This is a genomic window from Nostoc sp. 'Peltigera membranacea cyanobiont' 210A (assembly GCF_002246015.1).
Lineage (GTDB): Bacteria > Cyanobacteriota > Cyanobacteriia > Cyanobacteriales > Nostocaceae > Nostoc.
The window spans coordinates 27362-53577 of sequence record NZ_NOLJ01000007.1; the positions used below are offsets into that span (position 1 = coordinate 27362).

Annotated in this window: 27 protein-coding genes and 1 pseudogene; 8 read left to right on the top strand and 20 right to left on the bottom strand. The window is 39.9% G+C overall.

Annotation, left to right across the window (positions count from 1 at the left end; all coding sequences use genetic code 11):
• Nucleotides 1-66 precede the first annotated feature (66 nt).
• Nucleotides 67-591, top strand: coding sequence for a J domain-containing protein (locus CDG76_RS22255; protein ID WP_094351484.1), 525 nt, complete (start codon nt 67-69; stop codon nt 589-591).
• A 31-nt stretch (nt 592-622) separates the two neighbouring features.
• Nucleotides 623-895, top strand: a complete 273-nt coding sequence (locus CDG76_RS22260; protein WP_094351119.1) for a DUF3143 domain-containing protein — start codon at nt 623-625, stop codon at nt 893-895.
• 70 nt (nt 896-965) lie between these two features.
• Here CDG76_RS22260 and CDG76_RS22265 read toward each other — a convergent pair whose 3' ends face one another.
• From CDG76_RS22265 to CDG76_RS36410, 7 genes and pseudogenes are all read right to left on the bottom strand, one after another.
• A complete protein-coding gene (locus CDG76_RS22265; RefSeq protein ID WP_094351120.1) occupies nt 966-2084 on the bottom strand; it encodes a glycosyltransferase family 4 protein in 1119 nt (372 codons plus the stop codon).
• Nucleotides 2085-2387: 303 nt separating this feature from the next.
• The gene (locus CDG76_RS36405) at nt 2388-2528 is read right to left on the bottom strand and encodes a hypothetical protein (RefSeq protein ID WP_223265335.1); all 141 of its coding nucleotides are present in this window, start codon (nt 2526-2528) and stop codon (nt 2388-2390) included.
• 66 nt (nt 2529-2594) lie between these two features.
• Nucleotides 2595-3152 (bottom strand): methylmalonic aciduria and homocystinuria type D protein, encoded by a 558-nt coding sequence (locus tag CDG76_RS22270; RefSeq protein ID WP_190240939.1) that lies wholly within the window; start codon nt 3150-3152, stop codon nt 2595-2597.
• Nucleotides 3153-3534: 382 nt separating this feature from the next.
• Complete coding sequence (locus tag CDG76_RS22275; RefSeq protein WP_094351122.1) at nt 3535-3741, bottom strand: glycogen debranching protein; 207 nt, start codon at nt 3739-3741, stop codon at nt 3535-3537.
• A gap of 147 nt (nt 3742-3888) precedes the next feature.
• Nucleotides 3889-4542, bottom strand: coding sequence for a MotA/TolQ/ExbB proton channel family protein (locus CDG76_RS22280; RefSeq protein ID WP_094351123.1), 654 nt, complete (start codon nt 4540-4542; stop codon nt 3889-3891).
• A gap of 75 nt (nt 4543-4617) precedes the next feature.
• Nucleotides 4618-5502 (bottom strand): 16S rRNA (cytosine(1402)-N(4))-methyltransferase RsmH, encoded by an 885-nt coding sequence (rsmH, locus tag CDG76_RS22285; protein ID WP_094351124.1) that lies wholly within the window; start codon nt 5500-5502, stop codon nt 4618-4620.
• A 399-nt stretch (nt 5503-5901) separates the two neighbouring features.
• A pseudogene (locus CDG76_RS36410) lies at nt 5902-6093 on the bottom strand (cobaltochelatase subunit CobN); the annotation flags it as partial.
• A gap of 456 nt (nt 6094-6549) precedes the next feature.
• Here CDG76_RS36410 and CDG76_RS22290 point away from each other — a divergent pair.
• From CDG76_RS22290 to CDG76_RS37545, 3 genes are all read left to right on the top strand, one after another.
• The gene (locus tag CDG76_RS22290) at nt 6550-6765 is read left to right on the top strand and encodes a hypothetical protein (protein ID WP_094351125.1); all 216 of its coding nucleotides are present in this window, start codon (nt 6550-6552) and stop codon (nt 6763-6765) included.
• Nucleotides 6758-7186 carry a hypothetical protein gene (locus CDG76_RS22295; RefSeq protein WP_094351126.1) on the top strand — a complete coding sequence of 143 codons (429 nt, stop codon included), beginning with the start codon at nt 6758-6760 and terminating at the stop codon, nt 7184-7186. Before CDG76_RS22290 ends, CDG76_RS22295 begins: the two co-directional genes overlap by 8 nt.
• A 114-nt stretch (nt 7187-7300) precedes the next feature.
• Nucleotides 7301-7462: a hypothetical protein gene (locus CDG76_RS37545; RefSeq protein WP_190240940.1), complete on the top strand. Its 162-nt coding sequence runs from the start codon at nt 7301-7303 to the stop codon at nt 7460-7462.
• Between the two features lie 90 nt (nt 7463-7552).
• Here the strand turns inward: CDG76_RS37545 and CDG76_RS22300 are convergent, their stop codons facing one another.
• The 10 genes from CDG76_RS22300 to CDG76_RS22340 all read right to left on the bottom strand — a co-directional run bounded on the left by CDG76_RS22300 (nt 7553) and on the right by CDG76_RS22340 (nt 18699).
• Nucleotides 7553-8194, bottom strand: a complete 642-nt coding sequence (locus CDG76_RS22300; protein WP_317616134.1) for a Uma2 family endonuclease — start codon at nt 8192-8194, stop codon at nt 7553-7555.
• A 17-nt stretch (nt 8195-8211) separates the two neighbouring features.
• A complete protein-coding gene (locus CDG76_RS22305; RefSeq protein ID WP_223265362.1) occupies nt 8212-8547 on the bottom strand; it encodes a type II toxin-antitoxin system HicB family antitoxin in 336 nt (111 codons plus the stop codon).
• Nucleotides 8547-8807, bottom strand: a complete 261-nt coding sequence (locus CDG76_RS22310) for a type II toxin-antitoxin system HicA family toxin (RefSeq protein ID WP_094351128.1) — start codon at nt 8805-8807, stop codon at nt 8547-8549. The genes CDG76_RS22305 and CDG76_RS22310 overlap by 1 nt, the downstream gene beginning before the upstream one ends.
• Nucleotides 8808-9142: 335 nt before the next feature.
• Nucleotides 9143-9439, bottom strand: a complete 297-nt coding sequence (locus CDG76_RS22315; RefSeq protein WP_094351129.1) for a type II toxin-antitoxin system RelE/ParE family toxin — start codon at nt 9437-9439, stop codon at nt 9143-9145.
• Nucleotides 9436-9660, bottom strand: a complete 225-nt coding sequence (locus tag CDG76_RS22320) for an addiction module protein (RefSeq protein WP_094351130.1) — start codon at nt 9658-9660, stop codon at nt 9436-9438. The genes CDG76_RS22315 and CDG76_RS22320 overlap by 4 nt, the downstream gene beginning before the upstream one ends.
• Before the next feature lie 173 nt (nt 9661-9833).
• Nucleotides 9834-10076: a hypothetical protein gene (locus CDG76_RS36415; RefSeq protein ID WP_143854151.1), complete on the bottom strand. Its 243-nt coding sequence runs from the start codon at nt 10074-10076 to the stop codon at nt 9834-9836.
• Between the two features lie 101 nt (nt 10077-10177).
• Complete coding sequence (locus CDG76_RS22325; protein WP_094351131.1) at nt 10178-12289, bottom strand: hypothetical protein; 2112 nt, start codon at nt 12287-12289, stop codon at nt 10178-10180.
• A 337-nt stretch (nt 12290-12626) separates the two neighbouring features.
• Nucleotides 12627-16613 (bottom strand): magnesium chelatase subunit H, encoded by a 3987-nt coding sequence (locus CDG76_RS22330; RefSeq protein ID WP_094351132.1) that lies wholly within the window; start codon nt 16611-16613, stop codon nt 12627-12629.
• A 406-nt stretch (nt 16614-17019) separates the two neighbouring features.
• Nucleotides 17020-18300 (bottom strand): hypothetical protein, encoded by a 1281-nt coding sequence (locus CDG76_RS22335; RefSeq protein ID WP_094351133.1) that lies wholly within the window; start codon nt 18298-18300, stop codon nt 17020-17022.
• A 54-nt stretch (nt 18301-18354) separates the two neighbouring features.
• Nucleotides 18355-18699 (bottom strand): hypothetical protein, encoded by a 345-nt coding sequence (locus tag CDG76_RS22340; RefSeq protein WP_094351134.1) that lies wholly within the window; start codon nt 18697-18699, stop codon nt 18355-18357.
• Between the two features lie 140 nt (nt 18700-18839).
• Here CDG76_RS22340 and CDG76_RS22345 point away from each other — a divergent pair, with 140 nt between their 5' ends.
• Complete coding sequence (locus tag CDG76_RS22345; RefSeq protein ID WP_094351135.1) at nt 18840-19328, top strand: helix-turn-helix transcriptional regulator; 489 nt, start codon at nt 18840-18842, stop codon at nt 19326-19328.
• A gap of 175 nt (nt 19329-19503) precedes the next feature.
• A complete protein-coding gene (locus CDG76_RS22350) occupies nt 19504-19701 on the top strand; it encodes a DUF2283 domain-containing protein (protein WP_094351486.1) in 198 nt (65 codons plus the stop codon).
• 91 nt (nt 19702-19792) lie between these two features.
• Here CDG76_RS22350 and CDG76_RS22355 read toward each other — a convergent pair whose 3' ends face one another.
• From CDG76_RS22355 to CDG76_RS22365, 3 genes are all read right to left on the bottom strand, one after another.
• Entirely contained in the window at nt 19793-20395 is a 603-nt protein-coding gene (locus CDG76_RS22355; RefSeq protein WP_094351136.1) for a hypothetical protein, read from the bottom strand.
• A gap of 188 nt (nt 20396-20583) precedes the next feature.
• On the bottom strand, nt 20584-21885 hold the full coding sequence (locus tag CDG76_RS22360; protein WP_094351137.1) for a sensor histidine kinase: 1302 nt from the start codon (nt 21883-21885) through the stop codon (nt 20584-20586).
• 110 nt (nt 21886-21995) lie between these two features.
• Nucleotides 21996-24416, bottom strand: coding sequence for an ATP-binding protein (locus tag CDG76_RS22365; protein WP_094351138.1), 2421 nt, complete (start codon nt 24414-24416; stop codon nt 21996-21998).
• Between the two features lie 509 nt (nt 24417-24925).
• Between CDG76_RS22365 and CDG76_RS22370 the strand changes: the two genes are divergently transcribed.
• Nucleotides 24926-26206 carry a lipid-A-disaccharide synthase gene (locus CDG76_RS22370; protein WP_094351139.1) on the top strand — a complete coding sequence of 427 codons (1281 nt, stop codon included), beginning with the start codon at nt 24926-24928 and terminating at the stop codon, nt 26204-26206.
• The last annotated feature ends 10 nt before the right edge of the window (nt 26207-26216 follow it).

Genomic DNA, 26216 nt, shown 5'->3' on the forward strand with positions numbered 1-26216 from the left:
AGATTTAAAATATAAAAAATATCTTTGAGCAAAGTGACTCAAACAGATGTGAATCAAAACGGGGCAATGCCACAAAGCAGCGAACCAACTTATTACTCCCTGCTAGGACTGCATCCCTGGGCATCGGTAATTGACATTCGTCGCGCTTATCGGCAACTGAGCAAACTTTATCATCCTGATACTACAGACTTGCCGACTGCGATCGCCACTCCCAAATTTCAGCAAATCAACGAAGCTTACGCTACCCTTAGCCATCCAGAACGCCGGTTAAGCTACGATTTGAAAATTGGCTATTCCCGCTTTGGAGTGATTCAACCACCCCCTGATTTGAATCATCCCGTCTCGCATTCTCATGACTGGTCAAAATCAGCTTACCTCGATGCGAGCGATCGCCCCTTATCATCCGGCGAAATCTTTGCTTTATTTATGCTGGTGTTAACATTTGTAGGTTGTTTGTTATTAGCAGTTGCCATTGGCTTAACTCGTGGCGAGGCTGCGATCCATTCCCATTTGTTGCAACCAACTACATCTGTACAACAGCAGATTACCTATATGTCGCAACTAATTACCCATCCGATAATTAAAAATTAAACAATTCCCTAATCCAAAATCTAAAATTCCTATGGCTCTTCTTCCCTCTGATACTCCCTTATATAATCATCCCCTGCCACAAATTGAGCAGTGGCTAAAAGATCAAGGCTGTCAACAAGACGAAACACAAAGGCATTGCTGGCGTGTACAGCGACCTAATTGGCAAGCTGAATTATGGCTCGATGTTGAGCAAATTGTAGTGCGATATGTTCAATCTGGGGAAAATGGACAAGATATCCAACGCTCATTCAAGTATTCTCTTAGTCGGGATGATGTAGAACAAGCTGTGTTTTCTGGGCCATAAGGAAGTGCTTATGTACTATTGGTAGAGCTTCCAATGAGCCTGTTACAGGGCAGCAACCCTGTAATGGGAATTATGTATCAGATTTTGTTACCAATGCTTTAGGAGTAAGTTGGCTACAAATTTCCAGTAGTCTATTAACAGCACGCGCAGCCGAAAACTTTTCCGCAACATATTGGCTGGACTGAAAACCTCGCTTAATTGCTTCATCTGGATTATCTAAGCAATATCGCATACATTTGGCTAATTCTTCTGCATCTTCATTTTCAAAAAATAGGCTGTGCGGCTCTCCTACTTCAGACAATCCTCCCATTTTTGAGACAATTGAGCAGGTTTGAACGCTAGAGGCTTCTAACACTACGTAACCTGCCGGTTCTTGCCAACGAGATGGAGCAATTAAAGCCAAAGTATCTTGAACTTTTAGAAGTACTTCTTTTTGAGGAACTTTACCTAAAAAATTAACTTTGTTGGCAATTCCTAAATCAGACGTTAGCTGTTTTAATTCCTGAGATTGTTCGCCATCGCCAATAATAGTAATTTTAAATTCTTTATTTTCATCTTGTAAAATTCGCGCTGCTTTTAATAAAATATCTACGCCTTTGTCTGTAGCTAATCTCCCGACAAAAATAAAATTATATGGCTGCGATAAATTTTCTAAAGTTTTAAGCTGGTTTTCCGACTTTATTTCAATCGGATTATATAAAGTATCAACTGGCCAAGGAAAAGCAGAAGATTCTCCTAAAAAGTTACTACAAGCCGTATGATAATCGGCTAAGAAGGCAGTAGAAAGGCGGGTGCTTAGGCGTGCCCATTTGATAAAAGTGTGTAATTTCCACTTTAATGGATAATTAGCTTTGGGCAATGTGTGTTTAAATTCAGCTTTTAAACGTTGCGTCAACTTCATCTGCTCATAACTAGTATGAGTAGATTGATAAAGAGAATAATGATATTTAATAATTATCTTTTTTCGCAAAACTTTACATAACAAAGTAAACAATAAGTCATTGGAATTCATGTGTACTATATCTGCCCAAACAATATAACTAAACCATTTAGCGATATTATCTTGTCTGGTCGAAATAGTTTTGACTTCAATTAATCTAGCTTCCAACTCAGGAATAATAGAATAAATATAAGTTAAGACTCCACTAATTTCATTGTCGTAATGACGGTGTTGAATTAATATTTTCATACATCAGGTATGGGAAATTTTGTTATGGGAATTGGGATTGAGCATAACTATGAAATAAGTATTTCACTTTGCTCAGAATCAACTTGGTGTCTAAGCTAGGTAAGCACAAATATATCTAACTATCCAACGAGATATAAAAAGCTTGAAACGCCTGCGATTGCTTCTCTACGAGACGCTACGCGAACACTTTGCTGAGTCTTAACAAGACACGCTTTGCGATCGCTACGGACATAGTTATAAATTTCCCCACCCATCTACTTATATGCAGAAAGTTGGGAACAGGATTTTTGCCGATAGTTATAGTTATATAATTCCCGCAGATGCTGCTAAAGTACCATTCTCTTCGCTACGGGCTAAAAGTTTAGTCTGACAGTAGTGGCTAAAATTATCATCAATTTGAAATACCTGCCGATCAGCCTGAGATGTTACCCAAACAGGAACCAAAAGCCATTATCCCCGGTTTTACTTCGTAGCGGTCGAAACTCAGTACAAGTGATCAATGAACAATGATTAATAATTAATTTCTTTCCACCCATGCATGGATGCTATGCCTTTTGTAACCCATTCGATCACAATTGGGGGAGCTTCTGATATCAAAATACTAGGATAAACTGCTGCACCCCAATCGGGATGAACTAACACACGGCATTGATTTTTAATCACCGGATAGTTTAGCAAAGCCTTGACAACTGCTGTGTCGTCGTGAGGAATTGCTCCCGGATGGGAGAGTAAGGGATAGCCTGTACGAGGGTCAATCAGGTCAGTTAAATAGCCGCGATCGCGCAAATTAAATGCTAAATCACAGCCAAATCTCATAAACTTTTCTCGTAAGCGTTCTTTCTCTGACTCTACTTCTGCTGTCTTTTCGACTAATTGATAACGCGATTGTTGTAATACAATCACTACTCGTAAAAATGGCTGCCGTTTCCAATCTGGTAATATCCGTTCGCAGTTGGCACAGATATATTGACTGGGAGCATGAATTGAAATTTGAACCGCTTGTCCTGTTTCGCCAACTAAATTAATGGGACAGGCTTGCTCCGAAGTGTAAACTTTGGGATAGTTCACTAAATTGATTCGGCTTATACAAATTTTTTAATTTAATCTACGGTATAGATGATAGCTCTTAAAAGTTCAGAAAAATCATCATTTTTCTATAATATGTTACTTTTTTTGGAAGCAGTTAATAATAATTTGAGAAATTTAATCCGAATTTTATCCTTTATTAACCTGTTCTCATGGAATTTGCTGCGATCGCTCTGGGTATTGGCATAGATACAGCGTATAGTAGACAGGCGATGCCTATGGCGGGCTACGCCTACGCAGATGAAATATATTCGATCAAAATCCCAAAAAAGCAACGCAGGTTGGAGTAAGCAGAAAATAACAAAAGTAATTATGTCTGCCAGAAGATATTTCAGCTATGTAGGCTAATTTCTATAGCACCCAATTAATTGAGTTTTAAAGAATTCACCGGCACTTCATCCCAAGAATCGACTGTTCGTAATCGCGCTACCCAACCTGCGGCCTTTTGCGTCTTGGTCAAATTATTCTCAAAAGAATCATGACAATCTTTAGCTTGAGATTCATTACGAGTGGCAATACAGGCATGAATCATCCCAGACGGATCAATTTGCTCATTTACCCAAATAGTCATGGAATATTTCCTCAATAACTGTAGCGAACAAAGCTATTCGTTATTTTAGAATACTATTAGAGTCAAAAGTGTTAGAGCAAAATTCGGTAACAAATAGTGAACTAATCCCAATTACCGATTACTAATTTCCAATTACCCAGTTCCGCTTCATTTATTCGGCAGATATGATTTATCTCCTCTTTCGTAGCGACGGCGGTAGAGTAATTCTAACTGTCCGCCATATTCTTGAATCCAGGCAATCTGCCGCTGGTAGAGTCCTCGGAAGGTATTGGCAAATAATAGTGTAAAGATTGCCACTACCAACCCTGATGCTGTGGATACTAAAGCTTCACTAATTCCAGATGTTACACCTGTTGTTTTACTACCTCCCACATCTCCAATATTTAGAGAAGCAAAGGAGTTAATTAATCCTAATACAGTTCCTAAAAGTCCTAATAGGGGCGCAAGACCAATAATTGTCTCAAAAATATTTTGGGAGCGTTTGAGCAAAGGGATTTCGGCTTGTGCTTCACTTTCTAATGCCAAACGAAATTCCTCTGGTGTCGGCTCCTCCAATTCTAAAGCTGCTAAAAAAATTCGAGCCAGGGGTAAATCAGTATTTTTCTGCAATTTATCTAAAGCACTAACTACATTATCAAGACGATAAAGGTGTAGCACCTCTCGCACTACCTTGTTTTGCCGATTATTTATCTTTATCCAAAAGATGATCCGTTCGATAATTAGCGCTACCCCTAACAAAGAGAAGGCCAGCAGAGGCCACATGACTACGCCACCTGCTGTAAAAAGATTACTAATTTCCATCTATTATTTTTTAACTCTTCAACAACGCTACATTAGCAGATCGTTGAGATGGAGCAGTTTAAGACTGCATTGTAGTTACAGCAACTTTTCAGCTATTCTCAGTTTGGCCGATCGCGATCGCGGATTCTGACTAATTTCCTCTTCTTGCGCAATAATCGGCTTTTTTGTCAAGACCTTTAATAAAGGTGAATTTCTTAAACCATGCTTTACTGGGCGGTCTTCCAAACTGTGGAAACTGATAATTGCAATTCTGCCACCAGGGACAAGGGCATTTGGCGCTTTATCCAAAAAGGTTTCTAGGGATTTTAACTCATCGTTGACGACAATTCGCAGAGCTTGAAAAACACGGGTAGCCGGGTGAATTCTCCCATAACGGTATTTTGGAGGAACTGAAGAAGCGATCGCTTCAGCCAATTCTGTAGTCGTGTGTAACGGTCGCCGTTCTACAATACGACGAGCAATACGCCGCGATAATCTCTCTTCACCGTACTTAAAGAAAATATCTGCTAATTCTGCTTCATCCCAATTATTAATTACATCAGCAGCAGTTAGCGATCGCCCCCGATCCATTCGCATATCCAAATTCGCAGCTTGGCGAAAGCTGAAACCCCTTTCTGCTTTATCTAAATGGTAAGAACTCACCCCCAAATCGGCTAAGATACCATCGAAAGTGTTGGGGGGAAACTCGTAGTCAGCAAAATTGCTATGGATAAATTGTATGCGATCGCCAAACTCTGCTAATTCTTTCCTCGCGGCTGCTAAAGCATCCTCATCTTGGTCAATTGCCGTTACCCGCACATCTCCAGAAGCTTCTAAAATTAGGCGACTATGACCACCACCGCCTACAGTCGTATCAAGATAATGACCTCCTGGAGATACCGCTAGACCTACAATCACTTCTTGCGGTAACACTGGTAGATGGGAAAATATCGGTTCTTCAAGAGCTAGCTGACGATTCATGAGACTTAGGGCAAAAAACCACAGATGAACTTTTATTATGTATTCTTTTCTATGTGTCTTAGTGTGTTCCTAGCTAAAAAATAGTTTTTAAACCAGTAAGATACAAAAGAAAATATCATAACTCAATACTCAGCGTCAGCTTTGGATGTTGGGCTTTAAGCATCTGTAGTGCTATTTTTTACCTTTACAGTTTATTTGTGAAGTTGCGCCAAACTATGTTTTTGAAAAGTTAAAATGAGCATCGCTTAAAAACTACATTTGCTCTGGCGTATCCCTCTAAAGAATTGGTATAAAGCTTACAAAAACGCAATTTAAAAACTCTAAAAACCCATCAAAAATGTAGAGACGTTATATCTAACGTCTCTACATCTTGATTTTGTGTTTCTACACTTTTATCAGCTAATCAATTCCTTCAATCCGATCTTCAACTTCTTGGTACAACTCACGCAGACGATCTAAATTCTCGTCGCTAGTCTCCCAATAACCGCGTCCATTCACTTCCAACAAAGTTGATACAATCTTGCGGAAAGAATGGGGGTTGAGGTTCAGCAACCGTTTCTGCATTTCTTCATCTTTGATGAAGGTTTCGTTATACCATTTCTTTGTGAGGCTGCGCCAAATTTTCTTTCTTCTTTGTGTCCTTCTCTGACGAGACGCTGCGCGAATGCGCCCTTTGCGGTTCGTTCCTCATATAGTTTGGCGCATCTTCATACAGAATTGGTATTAGTATCCTCATAAATCCAGTTATCCACAGCGCCAATGGAAGAGTGAGCGATGTCTACGACGGGCTACGCCTACGCTTTACAGAAAACCTCAAAAATAAAGCGATCGCCTTACAGAAAAACTCAAAAATAATGCGATCGCCATTTGTGGAAGAGTGAGTGCGATGTCTACGACGGGCTACGCCTACGCATTATTAGCTGTTTGAATTGTCTCATCTGTAAGTTGCAGACGTGATTATTCTAGTTGTAGCTTGAGGTAAACGCAGTGAAACCCAACGAATAAACTATGATCAAGAAGCAGACTTGATTTACTAGAGTGCTTTGCATGGTTTCAGCAGAATTAATCTCCACTTTGCGAGAACTTAGTCGAGCAGATAAGTTTTACATTATGCAGGTTTTAATCTCAGAGTTAGCCCAACAGGAAACCGATCTGATTAAGCCCGATCAGTCCTATTCTGTGTGGTCGCCTTATGATGCAGTTGAAGCAGCAGATACTATGTTAAAAGTGCTACAAGCTGCTAAAACTCAAGACCATGCGTAACGCACAACGGTATTCCTTCATCCCGATTGATGTTGCATTGGGGGAAGCCAGTTTCCGCCCCTATCTACCCCTTACTTTGATTTACCAGCAAAGCTCTGTGATCACATCCGGTCTGTTGGATACTGGAGCAAGCGTGAATGTGCTTCCTTATCCAGAAGGGGTTGAGCTTGGTTACGTGTGGGAGCAGCAGACAACTGCATTGAGTTTGACAGGTAATTTAGCTCAATATGAGGCGCGTGTCGTGGTTCTTCAGGCAGTAGTTGGGCAATTTGAATCTGTACAACTTGTATTTGCATGGACACAGGCTACAAACGTACCTCTGATTTTGGGGCAAGTTAACTTCTTTATGGAGTTTGATGTTTGTTTCTACCGTTCCCATTTACAGTTTGAGATCAGCCCTAAATCGGTAGCCTCAGAGTAGATTTATTGGAGTTGTCAGCCACCTAACGCATCAATGTAGAGGACGGAAGCCATTGGTGGAGGTAATTATAAAGAGCGATCGCCTGACAGAAAACCTCAAAAACTAAGCGATCGCTTGTTGTGGAAGTGCGATCGCCTTACAGAAAACCTCAAAAATAATGCGATCGCCTGTTGTGAAAGAGTGAGCGATGTCTACGACGGGCTACGCCTACGCCTTGCAGAAAACCTCAAAAATAATGCGATCACCTGTTGTAGAAGAGTGAGTGCGTTAGCGTAGCTCACCGTAGGTATCGCTTTGCAGAAAAGCTCAAAAATAAAGCGATCGCCTGTTGTGTATGTTGCGATCGCATTTCGTATTTTAATCAATTCACCAGATATCTTTAAGATTAAGCACAAATTGCGGTAGCACATCTTCTCCTGATAAACTAGCAGGAGATTGCAGCACTTCAACATCTCTACCAAAGCGATAAATTTCTACTTGCCGAATTTCTAAATCAATTAACCAACCTAATCTAGTACCGTTGTCTCGGTACTCTTGCATTTTATTTTGTAGCCTTATTAAACAATCAGTATCAGAACGCAATTCCACTACAAAATCAGGACATACAGGCGGAAATCTCTCTTTTTGCTCCTGTGTGAGAGAATCCCATCTGTCACGTTTTAACCAAGATGTGTCAGGCGAACGAACCGCCCCATTTGATAAAATAAACCCAACCGAAGAACCAAAGGCTATACCTAGTGACTCATCACGATTCCACACTCCAAGTTGAGCAGTTAAATTAGCATTGCGGTTGCTGGTTAAACCTCCGACTAAAGGCATTAGTAGCAATGTGCTCTCAGCATTACGCTCAAATCTGATCAATTCATTTATTTGACATAACTGGAAGAATTGCTCATCTGTTATTTGAAGAACAGGAGAAAAGTTGATAGTTAACGCATCCATAGAAAAATTTAAACTTGAATATTCCCATAAAAATGCCAAAGGCGAATGCACTTTAGCGAAAAACATATTTAGAATGATTGACTCTAAGTATTGATTACTTTATCCGCAGCACCAGTTAATATTTCATCCATCCAAGCATTTATGCTTTTGCCAGCCTTTTTAGCAGCAATAAATATTTTGCGGTGGTGTTCTGGAGTTGTGCGGAATGGAAGTTTACCAGAGAATGGTTTATCAGGCTCCTCTCCTAGTTCTTCACAGAAAGCAAGATAATCATCAACAGAAATTTGAAATTCTTGACGCGCGTCGTCTACAGTTTTTGCCTTAAAGGTAATCACGTCATTAATATCTAGGACTTGACCAAAAAGTATTCCCGCTTCTACATCTACTTCTATATTAGCTGTGTATCCTTTATAAGTCATCATATTTCAATTCCTGCCTTAATTAAAAATTCTCTAATAGATTTGACTGCTCCTTTATCTGTCTCATTTTGAGGATGCGGTTCGTGAAAAACAGCTTTCACATCATTTAATTTCACACGAACCCGTGAACCTCTACCTTGAGTAATATCAGCACCTAAAGCTATCAATAAACTTTCAATATCTTTCCAAAGAATATTAGATGGTACAGGAGTTGTAAAAATTAACTCTAAAATCTGACGTTGTTTGTTATTGAGATCCATTTAATCAATACAGTTACAGCCATATTACAGTTAAGTGGAGTATAACCATCAATTCCACGATATCATAATATGATATCGTGGAAAATATAGAAGCGTAGCTGGGGTACACTACACCTTCAAAATTTTCCAAAGTGCGTTAGTGTTCGCGGAGCGTCTCGTAGAGAAGCTCACGGTAGGTATCGCCTTACAGAAAACCTCAAAAATAATGCGATCGCTATTGTGGAAGAGTGAGTGCGTTAGCGTAGCTCACCGTAGGTATCGCCTTACAGAAAACCTCAAAAATAAAGCGTAGACGCGTAGCAGCTTGTCGTTAGACATCGCCCGTAATTATAGTGTTAAGTTCGCGTCTGCCACGATTTTGGATCTCTGCGACCATGAAAAATTGCCGTCACTATTACTCGACTCGACACAATCCGATAGTACACAGCATAGGGAAATCGTCGCACTACTGCGCGTCGAATATCAGCGTAGACAATTACATAGGATTCTGGCATCTGAGAAATTCGATTCACTGTTTCGTCTACACAGTCTAAAAACTCGTCACCCAGACCGGGTTTCTGGCTCTCGTACCAACTGTGTGCATCATTAAGTTCTTCTCGAACCTCTGGGCGAAACACCAGGACATAATTCATTGTTGCCTCTTAATTGATGCTTTGATTTCCTCCCAAGTCAGCACATTATCTGGATTTGAATCATAGTCAGAAGTTCGACGATCAAGCTCTCGCTTTTGTGAATCGGTTAAATCAGGGTAAACTTGCTCCGCAGCGATAGTATCCCAAATTGCCTGTACAATACGGATTCTATCTTCAACACTAAGAGTTGCGATTTCGTTCAAAGTAGCTGTGATATCCATATTGATTAATTTGGAGGAAAAGTAAGCGACTGATATATCTCAAATGATATATCTCAAATATAACGGAGAAGATTTTCTCCATCAAATTGAACGCTGCAATTGACAATCTGACACTCTCAAAGCTTCACAACAAATCTGTGAGCGAGATCCCCTGTAAAAGGTTAAAGTTATGTCTACGAAGGGTTACGCCTAAGAACTTCGCACATTCCCAAAAGCGATCGCCTTTCAGAAAATCTCAAACACAAAGCGATCGCCTGTTGTGGAAGAGTAAGCGATCGCTTTGCAGAAAATCTCAAACACAAAGCGATCGCTGTTGTAGAATAGTGAGCGATCGCTTTGCAGAAAACCTCAAAAATAAAGTGATCGCCTGTTGTAGAAGAGAAGTGCGATCGCCTTGTAGAAAACTTCAAAAACAAAGCGATTGCCTGTTGTGAAAGAGAGGTGCGATCGCCTTACAGAAAACCTCAAAAACTAAGCGATCGCTGTTATGGAAGAGTTAGTGCCTTGGCGATCTTTTTTACATAGAATCTCTAGCTGTTGCAAGTTTCCTTGCATACTCATATTCTCTGTAAAAATCTAAGGAACTTGTAGTGATGCTACGAGTTCTCCAAAGCTCACGCTTTAAATCATCACTAGAATTTACATTATCGAGGAGTATAAGTAGTTGGGGTACGCTTAAGAACCAACAGTTATAGAAAGGATTTTTTGCTCTTATTGGATCTATTTGAATAAGTTCATTAAACTGAAGTTTAAACTCATCGAGCTTATCATTCAATTTTTTAACTTTGTTTACATCATCACTTGCCTCAACTTTTCCTAACAACATATTTTCTAGAAACTGGAATAAAATAGTTCTATCTTGGAAGCTTCCAAAATCGAGAAGTGTAACTGAAACTCGTGCGATATCTCTATTATTTAGATCGCAAATAGAATCGTTTTCCAGAGAAATAGAGCCATTTTTTCTTATAGAAATCTCATGTTTATTTATTTGAATCTGTGATGTAAGTAAAGAGTCAGACAAATCAAACAATAGATTCAAATCACTACCACATCTGGATCTTCTTGTAAGTGGTTTTGCCTTTACCTCAAAGAAAATTAAGGTGTCGGATGTTTCTACTACGATATCGATTTCATCAACTTTACCTTTTTTAGTTACACCGTACTTGTACTTGCCACAATTAAACTTAATTCCTCGTCTTGAAAACTCGCCTTTAATAAAATCTTCTATCTTATCACCTAGTTTATCGTTAATTTTTGAGTCCACTTTTGCTCGAAGTTCGGATACAATAGCTTCATAGAAAGCAGGTGAACAAATTGAATAGCTAGTTAATAAATACTCATCTTTACTCAGTCGAATTAAAGGTTTATGCTGAAAATAATTTTCAGGAGGTATCTCGCTTAGATCCTGTGGTATATGGAAATTTGAATTAACAGAACTTACTCCATGAGAATAAACAGTCAGTATTTTATCAATTTCATCTTTCCCTATGTTTAATTTTAGATTATATATTTGTCTAGCGTGAAAAGTTACTGGATATAGTTTACCCTCGGCTAGTTTAAGGATTCTCTCTGCTATTATTGCTGCTTGCTCAGGAGTCCATCCTAAATTCTGTTGGATAGTTTCAGAAAACCCAGAAAATAGTCCTTGGATCATTTTAGACACATCCGAGGGACGCAGTTGAATGAAACAAAATAAGTTATCGTATACTGCTAGTTCTTGTAAGAAACGAAGTATTGTGTCAGTACTGTGGAACAATAAAGCAAATTGATTTTGTGCTTGTACATCTAGAATAGATGTTAACGCAATAGAGATTTTTAGTATTCTTTTCCAAATTTTATTAGGACTTTCAACAGCTACCAGTATCTGTTTTCGTGGATACTTAACACACAGATTCAGCAGATATGCAACAGGAATTGATGGAAAATCAACTTGTATTAGACTATTAAAGGTTCTACCTAGATGATATCTCCCTTGATTCTTGTTATAACAAGGCTTTATTAGTTCAAATAATTTTTTCAAAGCCTCAATTCCGCCTAACAATCTAATATCAGCTTCTATACGGTTAGCTACATTCCTTGCTTGAGATTCATCTATTAGAACTCTTCCATCTTCAATATGAACCTCGCAACCTTCACTCTGCAAAATCTTTGCAGAGTTGCTTACTACAAATTGTCTTCTATACCTTCTCTCTAAGTCCTGTAAATTATACTCAAGCTTTTGTGGCCTAATAACTGTTAAATCCCAGGCTGATTGTAGTGCAATACGCCATTTATCCTCATACTCAAGACTCACTAACTGGGAAATTGACTGATTTAATGTATCATCCCTGCTCCTGATACCATCAATAACAATTTCTATAATTCCGAGGTAGGGTTGCAATTTTTCTGATTTGATAAAGTGAGTTAAAAGTAGTTGATCCTTAAGAATAAAAAGCTGCACCCTGTACAACTGATTACCTATAAGATTATCTTGAATATTCTCATATAAATGCTTCTGAACCTGATAAAGCGTCAGGCTATTTTCATACTTAATTCCGTAGTGTTCATACAAACTTGTCAAGTCTTCTAGCAAACTTAAGTCAAGGCTTGGCTTTGTAGAATTTACTAATTGTTTAAAAAGTATGTCCATATTAATTTTTATTATAAAAATAAATCTGATCGCTACTTAAATCTACAGAATATTAAGATACACTATCTTACGGATAACTTTAAAACTTTTATTAGATTCGGCGCTATATCTTTTTTTATAATCAACGACACCCTAAAAACTAGGTAAACAGTTCGCCAATAGCTTCCCCTAACCTGTATTCTTTTTCTACATCCACTGAAAAATCAGATAAATGAAAAAGGCACGGTATCACCGTGCCTTCTAGCTCATTGTTTAATAGACATCTCCGAAAAAGAATCTAAAACCCTTATCCTGTCTATGTGAAAACCTAATTTCTGGAGATGTCTAATGTATAAACCTAGTCTATCCCTTCAATCCGGTCTTCAACCTCTTGGTACAACTCGCGCAGACGATCTAAATTGTCCTCACTAGTCTCCCAATAACCGCGTCCATTCATCTCCAACAAAGTTGATACAATCTTGCGGAAAGAATGCGGATTAAGGTTCAGCAACCGTTTCTGCATTTCTTCATCTTTAATGAAGGTTTCGTTAGTATCCTCATAAATCCAGTTATCCACAGCGCCGGCTGTTGCACTCCAACCTGTTGTATTCACCAACCGCTTGGAGAGTTCGCGCACACCTTCGTAACCGTGAGACAGCATCCCCTCGTACCATTTGGGATTTAACAATTTGGTACGCGCATCTAAGCGCACGGTTTCTGATAATGTCCGCACTTGGGCGTTAGCTGTGGTTGTATCTGCAATATAAGATGCTGGTTTTTTACCATCACCCCGCAGACTTGCTACAAGCTTAGTGGGATCGGAATCAAAGTAGTGAGAAACGTCTGTTAAGCTAATCTCGGAAGAATCCAAATTTTGGAAAGTTGCATCAGCAGTTTTCAATGTACTTTCAAAAATCTGCCGCGATTCATCCATAATTCCGGGGTTATCGGAATTGAAGGAGAAGGATTTCCGGTTGAGATACATTTCCTGCAACTCGGCTTCGCTATCCCAAGTGCTGTTTTCTACCGCCAAGTTGATATTTGACGAGTAGGAACCAGAAGCGTTGGAGAAAACGCGCGTCGCTGCTTGACGCAGATTAATCCCCATGTCCTCAGCTTGCTGCAAAGCGTGTTTGCGAACAAAGTTCATTTCTAAAGGTTCATCTGCCTCGGCTGCCATCTTCACGCCTTGGTCTAGCAGGTTCATTTGGTTGATGAACAAGTCGCGGAATACACCAGAACAGTTGATTACTACATCAATTCTGGGGCGTCCCAACTCTTCTAGAGATATCAATTCCAACTTGTTCACCCGTCCCAAGGCATCGGGAACTGGACGCACGCCCACCATCCACATAATTTGCGCTAGGGATTCACCGTAAGTTTTGATGTTATCGGTTCCCCAAAGGACACAGGCGATGGTTTCTGGCCATTTACCTTCGTTTTCTGACTTATTGCGGATCAAAAGCCTGTCTACGACAATTTTGGCTGATTGGATTGCTGCTGTTGTTGGGATGGATTGGGGGTCGAGTGCATGGATATTCTTGCCGGTGGGCAATACATCCGGGTTGCGGATGGGATCGCCACCAGGGCCAGGTAGGATGTACTCGCCTTCTAAGCCTCTGAGTAATGCCCCTAGTTCGTTGTCGGCACAAACTTGTTGCAGGCAGAATTCCAAATACTCAAGTAGGGGTTTTAGGGCTGCGGTGTCAACTTTGGGATAACCTGCTTTATGCAATGCTTCTACCCAAGGTTCCTTTTTACCCATGTTGAAGAAATTCAACCGGGAAACCAGAGAAACTCGTCCTTCCGCGTCGATTTGCTCTTGGACAAGGGCGGTAACTGCTGCACGGGTTGCCAAAGTGATATCTTGCAATAACTGGACATCTTCTAAAATGCCTCTGTCGCTATTTTGGTAAATATCGTCAATGTTACGCCCAATGCTGTTAGCGATAATTCCGGGTAAGCCTTGAAGTCCTTCTTCTTGACGATCTAGACTAGCAATATTGACGAGAGTTGCGATCGCTTCTTCTGCACTTGGCGGTTTACCAATGACGTGCAAACCACAAGGCAACAACCGCGACTCAATTTCCATCAACTTGCGGTAGACGTTGCCAACAATATTATCCCGCTCATCGGTACTCATGTCTCTGGCATCGGTTTCTGGCAGGTTAATATCCTTATCCAGATTCACGATCCGGCATTTATCCATGATGCTGTTGACAATGGAAACACCGCGTCCACTATCTTTCAAGGTTTGGTAGGAAGCAATTAACTCGCTGAGTTCCTTCAAACCTTTATACAAACCAGCATTTTCTGCCGGCGGTGTCAAGTAGGAAATTGTTTCGGCATAACTCCGACGTTTGGCAATTGTCGCTTCACTCGGATTATTAGCTGCGTAGTAATACAAGTTGGGAATTGAGCCAATCAAGTTATCTGGATAACAGTCACCAGACATCCCCATCTGTTTACCTGGCATGAATTCCAAGGAACCGTGTGTACCAAAGTGCAGTACAGCATCAGCTTTCCAAACTTGCTCTAGGTAAGTGTAGTAGGCAGCAAAACCGTGGTGAGGACTCGCTGAACGGGAGAACAACAACCGCATCGGATCGCCTTCATAACCAAATGTAGGTTGCACACCGATGAAGACATTACCGAATTGCTTACCATAAATTAGCAAGTTTTGCCCATCACTGTTGAGATGTCCCGGAGGTGGGCCCCAGTTTTCCTCTAAGCGGTGAGAGTAGGGTGTCAGCGCCTCATACTCAGGAACCGACATTTTGTAAGCAACGTTCAGTTCTGGGCTGTTGTACTGCGCTTGAGCGTCATGGATGACTTCTTGCATCAACGCTTCGGCGGATTCTGGCAATTCTGGTAAGTCGTAGCCGTTATTTTTGAGGGCTTTCATCACCTCGTAGATGGAGCCGAATACATCCAAGTAAGCGGCGGTTCCCACGTTGCCTTTATCTGGCGGGAAGCTGAAAACGGTGATGGCGACTTTTTTATCCAGCTTCGGCTTGCGGCGGAGGTTAGCCCATTTTAAGGCGCGTTCGGCTACAGCTTCAACCCGATCGCGGAGTGCGATCGCTTTCCCTGTAGTTCCATCTCTACCCGATAAGATAATCGGCTCAATTGCTCCATCCAATTCAGGAATTGCAATTTGCAAAGCTACTTGAATTGGATGTAACCCTAAATCGCTATCCATCCACTCTTCTGTGGTTTGGAATACTAAGGGTAACGCCACCATGTAAGGACGGTTTAAGCGTTTGAGTGACTCAATTGCCTTGGGATGATCTTGTCTGGCTGGCCCACCCACTAAAGCAAAACCAGTCAGTGATATCACTGCATCTACCAACTGTATGTTGGTATTTGGTTCGTAGAAGTAAGCCTCAACAGGCTTGGAGAAATCCAAACCACCAGCAAAAACAGGTAGTACCCTTGCGCCTAGTGCTTCTAACTCCTGCACCATTGCTACATAATGGGCATCATCCCCTGTAACTAGGTGAGTGCGTTGCAATACTAACCCGACACAAGGAGCTAGGGGATCTTTTAGATCGCTAGAAATATCCTTACGAGCTGTATACCAATTGAGGTATTCTCTGACATCTTCAAACATACTGGGAGCCAAAGGGTGCCAAATCCCTAAATCGGGATAAACCACCGGCTGTTCGTATGTAGAAGGTGCAAAATCTTGTTTCTCTAAACCTTTAAATACGTATTTATCAGCTAGCATCAGCAAGAAGTTTTCCAGATTTTCTGGAGAACCACCTAGCCAATACTGAAAACTGAGCATGAAATTTCGGGCATCCTGTGCTTTTTCCATTGGTAGGAACTTCAGCACTTGCGGCAGCGTTCGCAAAAGCTTCAGCATCCCATCTTGGAATCCCGCACCGGATTTTTCTTTGCGTTTCCGCATGAATTGGGCGATCGCACTTTTTGACTGACCCAACTGTGCCAAGGAAAAGCTGCCCATTTTACTTAGGCGCATTACTTCCGGCATGGAGGGAAAGACAACAGAAACGTCCAGATGATCGCGGTGTGGTTCTACTGCTGCTACTACTTTCTGTGCTAAGTCTTCGATGAAAATGAGGGAAGCGATGAAGATATTCGCACCCTCAATTTCTCGTTTAAACTCCTCGTAGTTCTCTGGGTCGCGGAGTTCCTCAATCAAGTACCCGCTGATTTCAATCGCCAAGTTGGGATTGTTCGCGTTAATAGTGCGAACTGCTTGCGACAAAGCACTCTGGTACTGGGACTCAAGCACGACATAGACCACCTTGATTAAACTACGTCCGCGTAAGTTATCAGGCGCAATGTGTCTAATGGTGGACTTGACGTGTGTGAACATGCTTCTTCGGCTCCTTTGATGCGTGTTCTCTGAAGGAAGTTCCTAGCGGCATCATCAGCCACAGGTAACTTGTGATCTTTTAGGCAATATCTGTTTTTTATCAGAAAACGCTTGCCCAGTAGGCATTTTATCGTCTATCTGACACAATTCGATATAAAAAACGAAATATTTCTTTGTAATTGTTGACTTTATATAAAAGTGTTGGCTCACTAATTTGTAAATTCTTTGTTACATTTTTAAATAGTTAAATAACGATTAAGCAATCATAGAGCAGTTACAAAACAAAACTTGCCTATGCTGACTAAATATTTTTTAGTCAGCATAGGCAGCCTTCAATTATGTAATTGCGGATTATACCAAACAAAAAACAACAGAAACTTAGTATCTGCTGAGGAAAAATCAACTTTTATTTAGCTAATATTGGCTTGCTATTTAAAGTATCTAAAATTCCATCATGGAATTTATTTACTGAAGACAAAATTCCATTTTCCTTATCATTCAGCAATGAGTCTTTTACCTCATTCAAATAATTGTCGAGGTTTTCTCTTAGAATTGGTCTTTCTACTTTAACTGTATGATAATGATCCCAGATATCCCATGCTAAAACTCCTAAACCAGCAATAGGATTAAGTAGTTCTAAACCTAAAAGTCCCGCAGCAACTTCACCTGTTCCTTCTGTTGCTACCTTTGTTGCAGTTTTAGTTGCTATCTTAGTAACTACTTTAGAAGTTCCTTTACTCACAATTCCTGTAGCAATTTTCTTAGTACCAATAACACTAACAGCTTTCATCATTGCACTGGCGGCTACATAACCTGTACCACGCGAAAGGGCGCGAATAGACAGATTTTGCTCTTTGCTACCTGTATTGTATGTTGTACTTCCTAAACCTTCTAAAAATTCTTCCCAAACAGGTCGAGGAATCTGATATTGACTTTGGATTCCTGCTAACTTTTGATTAGCTTCAGATACATATTTATCAATTGCTTCTCTTGTAAAACGCTCCATTTCAAGTTGCATTGATGATGGTTGCAAAACCTTTTTAGTAAATTCATTTTGGAAATTACCAATTAATTTTTCAGCTTTTTCTTCTTCTGAAGTACCACTAATGTTTACCCAAATAGCTTCTACACCAACACCCCACTGAGTAAAATAATTGTAGTACCAATCGAGAAACGGATGGTCTACACGTCGCATTACCTCATCATGCCATTGTTCCAGATTATTTGATGCAGATGCTCTGGCACTAACTAATGCCTTGCCAAGGGCATTGGCAACATCATCGGACATTTGAGATAGCTTTTGTTCAGGAATAGTAATGGTGACAATATTTGATTTACGTTTAGATGCATCGCTGATGTGATTAAGCGAAAAATTACCCCATAGTTGAATAATGATTATGAAAACAACACCAATCCAAATGAATTTAGATGCAGATTTAATAAAATCACTATAGGCATGAATACGCTCTGTCTTCTGAGAAAAAGTCCCTTCATCAACAGGCTTGGATGGATAATTAGCCTTAAATAGGGCAGTAAACAGATTATTTAAGCTTGATGGTATAGTTTGGAAAAATGAAATTATCTTTTTATATAACTCTCCTTTTTGTCCTTCTTCAATCGTTTGATTATCTTCACCTGATTCAGACACAGGATTTTGAGTTAATTCTTGTTCTTGATTAGTGTTCATAGTCAATTTTGCTGTTTGAAGTATCGATTAATAAAATATGGAGCAGTATCTCAACTATGCAAGTTTTCTCAAATAATCCTTTATCTTCAATTTCAAATCGCTTGAAATAGGGTAAGATTCAATCTCACGTTCTATATCTGATTTAGATTTCCCTTTTGTTCTAAGTTGATCTACTGTAGACTTAAAAATTGCTTCAAATCCATACTCAGTTAATCCTTGTGACATTAGAGCAAGCAAGCCAAGTACAGCAATTCCTCCAAGCATTCCGAATGGCCCACCAAGCACTGCTAAAGCTGCTGTTATTGCAGCTGCTCCAGCCCATCCCGTCACAGCCATAGCAACCAAAAGTACAAGACCAGGCACACCTAATGCCGCGATTTTGTCAACTAGCTTATCCATAATAGATTACTAAAATTAATGTAATTTTTGTTGCTTTTATCTCAGTATCATGCAATTAAAAGCTAATCATCCCCTAGCTGCCATCAGGGATAATGGTAAAATTACATCAGGAAATTTAAGACAACCTTCAAAATTGGACTATGGCATCCAGCAATGAACCCTTTATGCAAGCAGAAAACCACTGGGACTTAGAAACCCTTTACTCTGATTTGTCATCAGTAAAAAATAAGCGTTTGACACCAGTTGAAAAGCGACACTTGCGAGGTTTGCTTTGTGGCTTAAGTCCGGCTGAAATAGCTGAGAAACTTGGTAAAAATGGGAAGGGTGTAGAAACTGATCTCTGTGCAACCGTATACAGGTATGTAAAAAGTCTTCTGGATAAGTCTGATGAAAAGTTAGAAAATTGGCGAAATATTTCTGAATGGCTTGATGATGCAGGGTATAAAAATCAGTCGATAAAGGTTCCAGGCTTAGATTTATCACCTGATAAAGCAGTTGTTAATGTAACTAATATAAATATTGAAAATAATCAAATAGTATTTTTGATTAGTATGAAAATTCCCACTTCTCAAGATTTAGATTCTTTGGAAGATGAATTAAATAATTTAGATAATCATAAAAGCAATTAGTATTTATATTCCAATACAGTTTAGTTAAGAAAAATTGTAGGTTGGGTGAAGCAAAGCGCAACCCAACAAAGCCCTGGAAATGTTGGGTTTCGTTCCTCAACCCAACCAAATTAAGGTTTTTGACGTTAACCCAAGCGTATTGATTTATATTCTGTCTAAAATATTAGAGAGAAGCATGAAAATTACCTATGACCCAGAAGTAGATATATTAAGAATTATATTGAGTGATGTACCCATAGAAGATAGTGACGAAGAAAGGCCAGGCGTAATTTTAGATTACGACGAAGATGGAAATATTATCGCCCTAGAAATATTAGACGCTTCCAAAAGAATCGATAATCCACGTTCCCTAGAGTATTCGATTTCTACATAATAGAGGTTTGAGAGGGTTAGCGTACAGCTTTTCGTATCTTTGAAGCGATTCTGTTTTAAGCACAGACACTAAGACACAAAGATCAAAATATCTAACCTTCCCGCACCATCCAAACCAACATTCCCAAAAGTATTTCCACTGGCGGAACAGTATAATCATTCAAATCAATACTCAGTGTTTGCCCTTCTAATTTCAAAAATCGCCAAGCCGTACCGCTGCTGACGCTGCCATAAATTGTTTTAATCGGTATATTATTGATTTCATTAAATTTTTGAGCGGCAATCATTTCTGCTGCACATTGCCCTAAACCAGGTTTTAAATCACCTTTTTTCGCTTCAATAATTACGATCGCAGGAGCTTCAATAAATATTTGTTCGGGTGAACGGCTAATTAAAAAATCACATACTCCACTTAAGCCTAGCTCTGGTGCAACGGTAAAATCTTCACCCGAAAAAAAGCTGACTTTGCGTTCAAGAATTTTCCGAACTTCTACGAGTATTGGACTAATAATTAACTCTGAGCGAGCTTTTTCTGAACCAGTTGCTGTTGCTAGTGGTAGTCCTTCGCTTAGTGCTTCTTTGAGGTAAAAACTAGGTTCTATGGACTGCGTTTCTGGTAAAAACCGTCCATTTTCAACTGTAGTTAAGTTAAAGTCGCGTTTGACTTTTGACAGCGAGAAGTCACTATAAGACATTATAAATATGATATTAATCTACGAGTATTGATCCTATCGTGTTTATAAATGTTTTCTTGGGAATGGGATCAACAAGAGCGATCGCCTTGTCCAAATGCTAGTGGGAAAGAGGCCGCGATCGCTCTTTTTACCCAGAAGTCGATAGAGTTCAGGGAAATGCGATCGCAATTAGGATTTGGGATTCTAATTTATCGGATAGGTAATTCAATCACAAACTCTGTACCCTCACCGTGTGTTGAATGGCAACTTAGCTTACCGCGATGATTGTTAACTACAATTTGGTAAGCAATAGATAAACCTAGCCCTGTTCCTTTACCGATGACTTTTGTAGTGTAGAAAGCATCAAATATCTTTGTCCGGTTTGCTTCGCTAATTCCTGAGCCATTGTCTGCAATTCTGAGAATAACTCGCTCTCCAATTGCTTCAGTTTTAATCCAAATCATACCAATATGTCTAAAATTTTCATCTAAATACTGATTTTTTTGGATTTCTTCAATTGCATCGATCCCATTACTAATCAAATTCATAAAAACCTGATTTAGTTCGCCTGGATAGCAGTCAACAAGTGGTAATTCTCCATATTCTTTGATTAATTTAATTGCTGGACGATGAGCATTTGCTTTAAGTCGATGTCCAAGAATGAGTAGCGTAGTTTCTAACCCCTCATGCAGGTTAGCACGTTTCTTCCCTGCTTCTCCGTGTCGAGAGAACTTGTTCAATGATGACACAATCTCTGTAACGCGATCTGTACCTACTTGCATAGATTGAATAATTTTGGATAAATCATTTAACAAATAATTGATATCTTTTGTTTTAATAGCATTTTTAATTTCAGTTGGGGGATCGGGCAGATACTTTTGATATAGTTCAAGTAAATTAACAACTTCTCGGAAATACTCTTCAATAAAATTCAAGTTGCCAGCGATAAAATTGATGGGATTATTTACTTCATGGGCAATTCCTGCTGTCATTTGACCCAAGGTTGCGACCTTTTCTGCTTGAACTAGTTGGGTTTGAGCCTGTTGTAATTCGGCGTTTTTGGCCATTAAGGTTTTCGTCAAATTTCTTAGCTTAAGTTGATGCTCTACTCGCACCAAGACCTCTTCATACTGAAAAGGTTTAGTAATATAATCTACGGCTCCCAATCGCAATCCTTTAACCTTGTCAGCAGTATCTGAAAGAGCAGTCATAAAAATGATTGGAATATCCTGGACACGAGGATTGCTATCACTTTTGAGGTATTTACAAGTTTCAAACCCATCGATACCCGGCATCATGATATCAAGCAAGATTAAATCAGGTAAATTATCATTTTCTAATCTCTGAATGGCTTTTTCACCACTACGAGCTGCCCAAACTTCAAAGCTAGACTGATCCAAAAAGCTCGATAAAACTTGTAAGTTGGCAGGGTTATCATCAACGACTAAAATAATTCCTCTGCTAGGATCGCTATTTAGGGGATTTTTTTGATCGCCTATCGTTGCTGTCATAATATTCCTATCCTATATTGATTCACGTTACTTTTTTGCAATACGCTAAAGGAGAAGACTCCAAATTTAAAATTCACGCACTACAATCCCCATAAATAAATTTAATAAAATTAATCCTTTGATTTTTCGGTCAAAAAATTAAGGATTAAATCTTCGTCAAACTGCCTCGCTAACTGCCGCAATTGGTTAGCAAAGGGAGCGAATTTTGTGTCTGTTTCCTCTAGTTTATCTGCCCATTTGAGAATGTCATTGAAGTTACCTTTACTGGCTAAAATCATCAGTTCCCGCAATATATCGGGGGAAGGAGGAGTCAATTTATCTGGTGAACTATCAAGTGTTGTAGGCGAAGAATTGATTTTTTGTTCCTCAGACTGCTGGTAAATCCATGTCAAACCTAAATGGCACTCTAATTGATGCAGTAATTCATCTGCCTGTATCGGTTTACTCAAAAAGGTGTCACCTCCTGCTTGCAGACTGCGATGTTGGTCGGCTTCAAAGACACTAGCAGAAGAGACGATAATCTTGAGATCCTGGATATCTGGGGTATGACGCAGGTGTTTAATTAATTCAAACCCATCCATTTCTGGCATCAGCAAATCTGTAATCACCAGGTCTGGTTTAAGAGCGATCGCTTTTTCTAAACCTTCTTTACCGTTACTGGCTTCAACCACTTTGAAACCCAATGGTTGCAATAAGTTTGTAATTACTGTGCGATTCTCCCAGCGATCGTCCACCATGATGATGGTGCGGGGACTACCTGCAAAGCCAATGATTTGTCCCTTGGATGCAGCCATAGCAGACTGTACCCATTCGCTGGCTTCGGCGATCGCAATTTCAAACCAGAAAGTACTACCCTGACCAATCTCACTTTTAACCTGGATATCGCTACCCATCATCTGCACCAACTGCCGAGTAATAGCTAAACCCAGCCCTGTCCCTTCTATCTGATGCTTTTTCTCACCTACTTGTTCAAATGGCAAAAAAATGTTGTCTAATTGGGTTGGAGTTATGCCAATTCCTGTGTCTTTTACACTAAAGTGAATGCGATATTTCTCTGTCTGTCCATCAGCAGGAAGTCGCTCGATTACCTCAACCTTGAAGCTAACCTTACCCTCATCGGTAAATTTAATGGCATTTCCCAGCAGATTCAAGAGAATCTGACGTAACCTTTTGACATCGACATGAACCCCTGTAGGTAAGTTGCTGGCGAGTTCATAGACAAATAAAATACCTTTTTGCTCTGCCCGAATCTGGCAAATTTCCCCAATTCCTTGTAAAAAAGACGGAAAATGCACATCCTGAGGATGCAGTTCCAGTTTTCGCGCTTCAATTTTGGAAAGATCCAAAATATCATTAATTAAAGTCAGTAGATGAGAGCCACACTGTTCAATAATGTTTACATGATATTGCTCTGGCTCTGACAAAGCTTTAGAACGCAGCAAAATTTGAGCGCAACCTAAAATACCATTCAAAGGCGTTCGCAGTTCATGGCTCATGTTGGCTAAAAATTCGCTCTTAGCCCGGTTTGCGGTATCAGCCGCTGCTTTAGATTTTTTCAGTTGAGCTTGTTCAAACGCTTGCACCTGCCACAATACAGCAATCATCGTCACTGTCAATCCGCCCACAACTAGGGCGATCAGATCGAGAAATTGTAGCCGAGATTCAATGTTTTGGCGCGGAATTACCAAAGCTACAGACCAATTAGCTTCTCGCAACGGCACATAAGCAACATACTTTTTAGTGCCGTCAATTTCCATCAACTGAATTCCCTGTTGTTTTTTTACCATCTGCTGCGCGATCGCATTTAAATTGCGATCTGGAATTTTCAGCAGGCTAGGTGCAGGTTTTTCTAACGTTGACATTAACATTGAGTTGGGATGGACGATCGCTTCTCCTTGTGAATTGAGGGCGAATGCATAGCTATTCTTGCCGTAGTGCAAAGAGTTGACTACCTTTGCAATGCGATCGACTTTAACATTGCCGTGGAAAACCCCAATCGGTGAACGATTGGTAGGAGAATCAGACCAGATTGGAGTGGCGATCGCAATTAATGGAATGCCTGTGGAACGGCTGATAAAGGGATCGGAAATGTTGCTTTTTCCGGCTATTGCTTTTTGAAAGTAGTCTCGATCCTTAATATTCTTATTTGAGCGACCAACCTTAGTATTAAAATATGAACCATCCGGGGTAACTATTTGGAAAAAGAAAAATTCATCGATTCGCTCAACTTCTGATTTTAAATAAGGTTCTGCTAAAGACCAGTCTAAGGAGCGTACAGTTGAAGTATGAGCAAGGGTTTGCACCTCGACTTTACGAACGTGTAACCACTCCTCAATTTCATCAACCCCTCTCTGTACCTCTAAAAAAGCCTTTACTCTCAAGTCTTCTAGCGTTATTTTCCGAGCAGCCTGATAGCTAAAATAAGCAGAAATACTCACAATAAGAGTAGTGCCGCCAAGAATAAATCGAATCAACAAATTCCGCGAGGAATATATTTTGGTGTCAGATGGGCTGTAGTTGCCTTGTATCACAGGGTTCACCCTCTAAACAATGGGTTTGGTAAGCAAAAAAAAGGGCTATATTTAGATTGCCCAAAAAATTATTAATAATCGCAGCTATGATTCTTACCCATAGCTGCGATTGTCAATACCCTAACCTTTGCTAACCATCCTTTAAAGACCTGTATTGTGAAGTATGTATAGGCTGATCATCGGGTAAGTTCAAAAAATACATTTTATAGAAAATATAATAATCAAATTTATCGTTAGATTTTTCTTGATAAATTAGATAATATTACTGATATTTCAGTATCGGTAAATAGTCAACTTTATTTAGTCAAACAGGTATTTAAAATCAAAAAATTGGATTATTTTGTCACAGGCGAAAGCCAAGAGTCGCGATATAGGTGACAGTGGTAGCGATTAAATCACTGCCGACTCTATGCAAATTCAATGTGAAAGAGGTTATGAAATCTCATTAACAAGCTACAGTATATACCTGTAACATAACAACGAATTAGGTAATACTTGCCTTTTGACTAATGACTCAAGTAGATATTCTGATCCTTTCAAATGGCCCAGGTGAAGTAACAACCTGGGTGCGTCCAGTAGTAAAGGCGTTGCGGCAAGAATTAGGGGATGACCGTTCTTTAGCGAGGATTTCTGTGGTATTATCACCATGCTCAAATGCCAGTGGTAAAGAAGCAGCGATCGCTCTTTCTTTCCCCGAAGTAGATAGAGTTCAGGGAGCAGAACATTTTTGGCAATTTTTGCTTTGGGGCAAAACATTTGAAAATTGGGATTGGAGAAGTCGCGGTGTTATCGTTTTTTTGGGCGGCGATCAAATTTTTCCAGTGATTATAGGCAAAAAGCTCGGATATCGCACAGTAGTTTACGCCGAATGGGAAGCCAGATGGCATAACTGGATCGATCGCTTTGGAATCATGAAACCCGAAGTTGCAGCCCGTGTCCCTCAGAAATATGCTCATAAATTCACTGTTGTCGGTGATTTGATGCTAGAAGCAGCAGAGGAAAGCCTAGATGCAAATTCTCCTTTGCCTATTACTCCATCAAAAACTGAATTGATTGGTTTACTCCCTGGTTCAAAAGCAGCAAAATTAGCCCAAGGAGTACCATTATCTTTAGCTATTGCCGAATACGTTCATGCAAAAAGACCGCAAACCAGATTTGTAATTCCTCTAGCCCCAACTTTGGATTTACAAACTTTAGCTAGTTTTGCCGATCGCCAAAAGAACTCTATTGCTGAAACCTTTAGCTTTGGCGGTGCTTCCTTAATTATCCCAGAGGATGCTAAAGGCAAGGCATTGCTCAAAACTGCAACGGGCTTAACTGTGGAACTGTGGCAAGAAAACCCTGCATATAACTTATTATCCCAGTGCTGTATCTGCTTGACTACGGTGGGGGCAAACACTGCCGAACTTGGTGCTTTAGGAGTGCCAATGATTGTTTTACTACCAACGCAGCAACTTGACGCTATGCGTTCTTGGGATGGTTTACCTGGATTGTTGGCAAATCTGCCAGTAGTCGGTACACTATGCGCTAAGGTGATTAATTGGTCATTTCTGAGATTTGTGAGACACAAAGGTTTATTAGCATGGCCAAATATCTGGGCACAGGAAGAGATAGTCCCAGAAATTATGGGTAAAGTTCAACCGCAAGAAGTTGGGGAAATGGTTTTAGACTTTTTGACGAATCCAGAAAAATTGGATGATATGCGCGCCAAACTCCGTAATATTCGCGGTAAAAGCGGTGCAGCCCAGAAAATAGCAACTTTAGTAAGGGAAGAGATTGATAAATTTTGAATATGAAAAT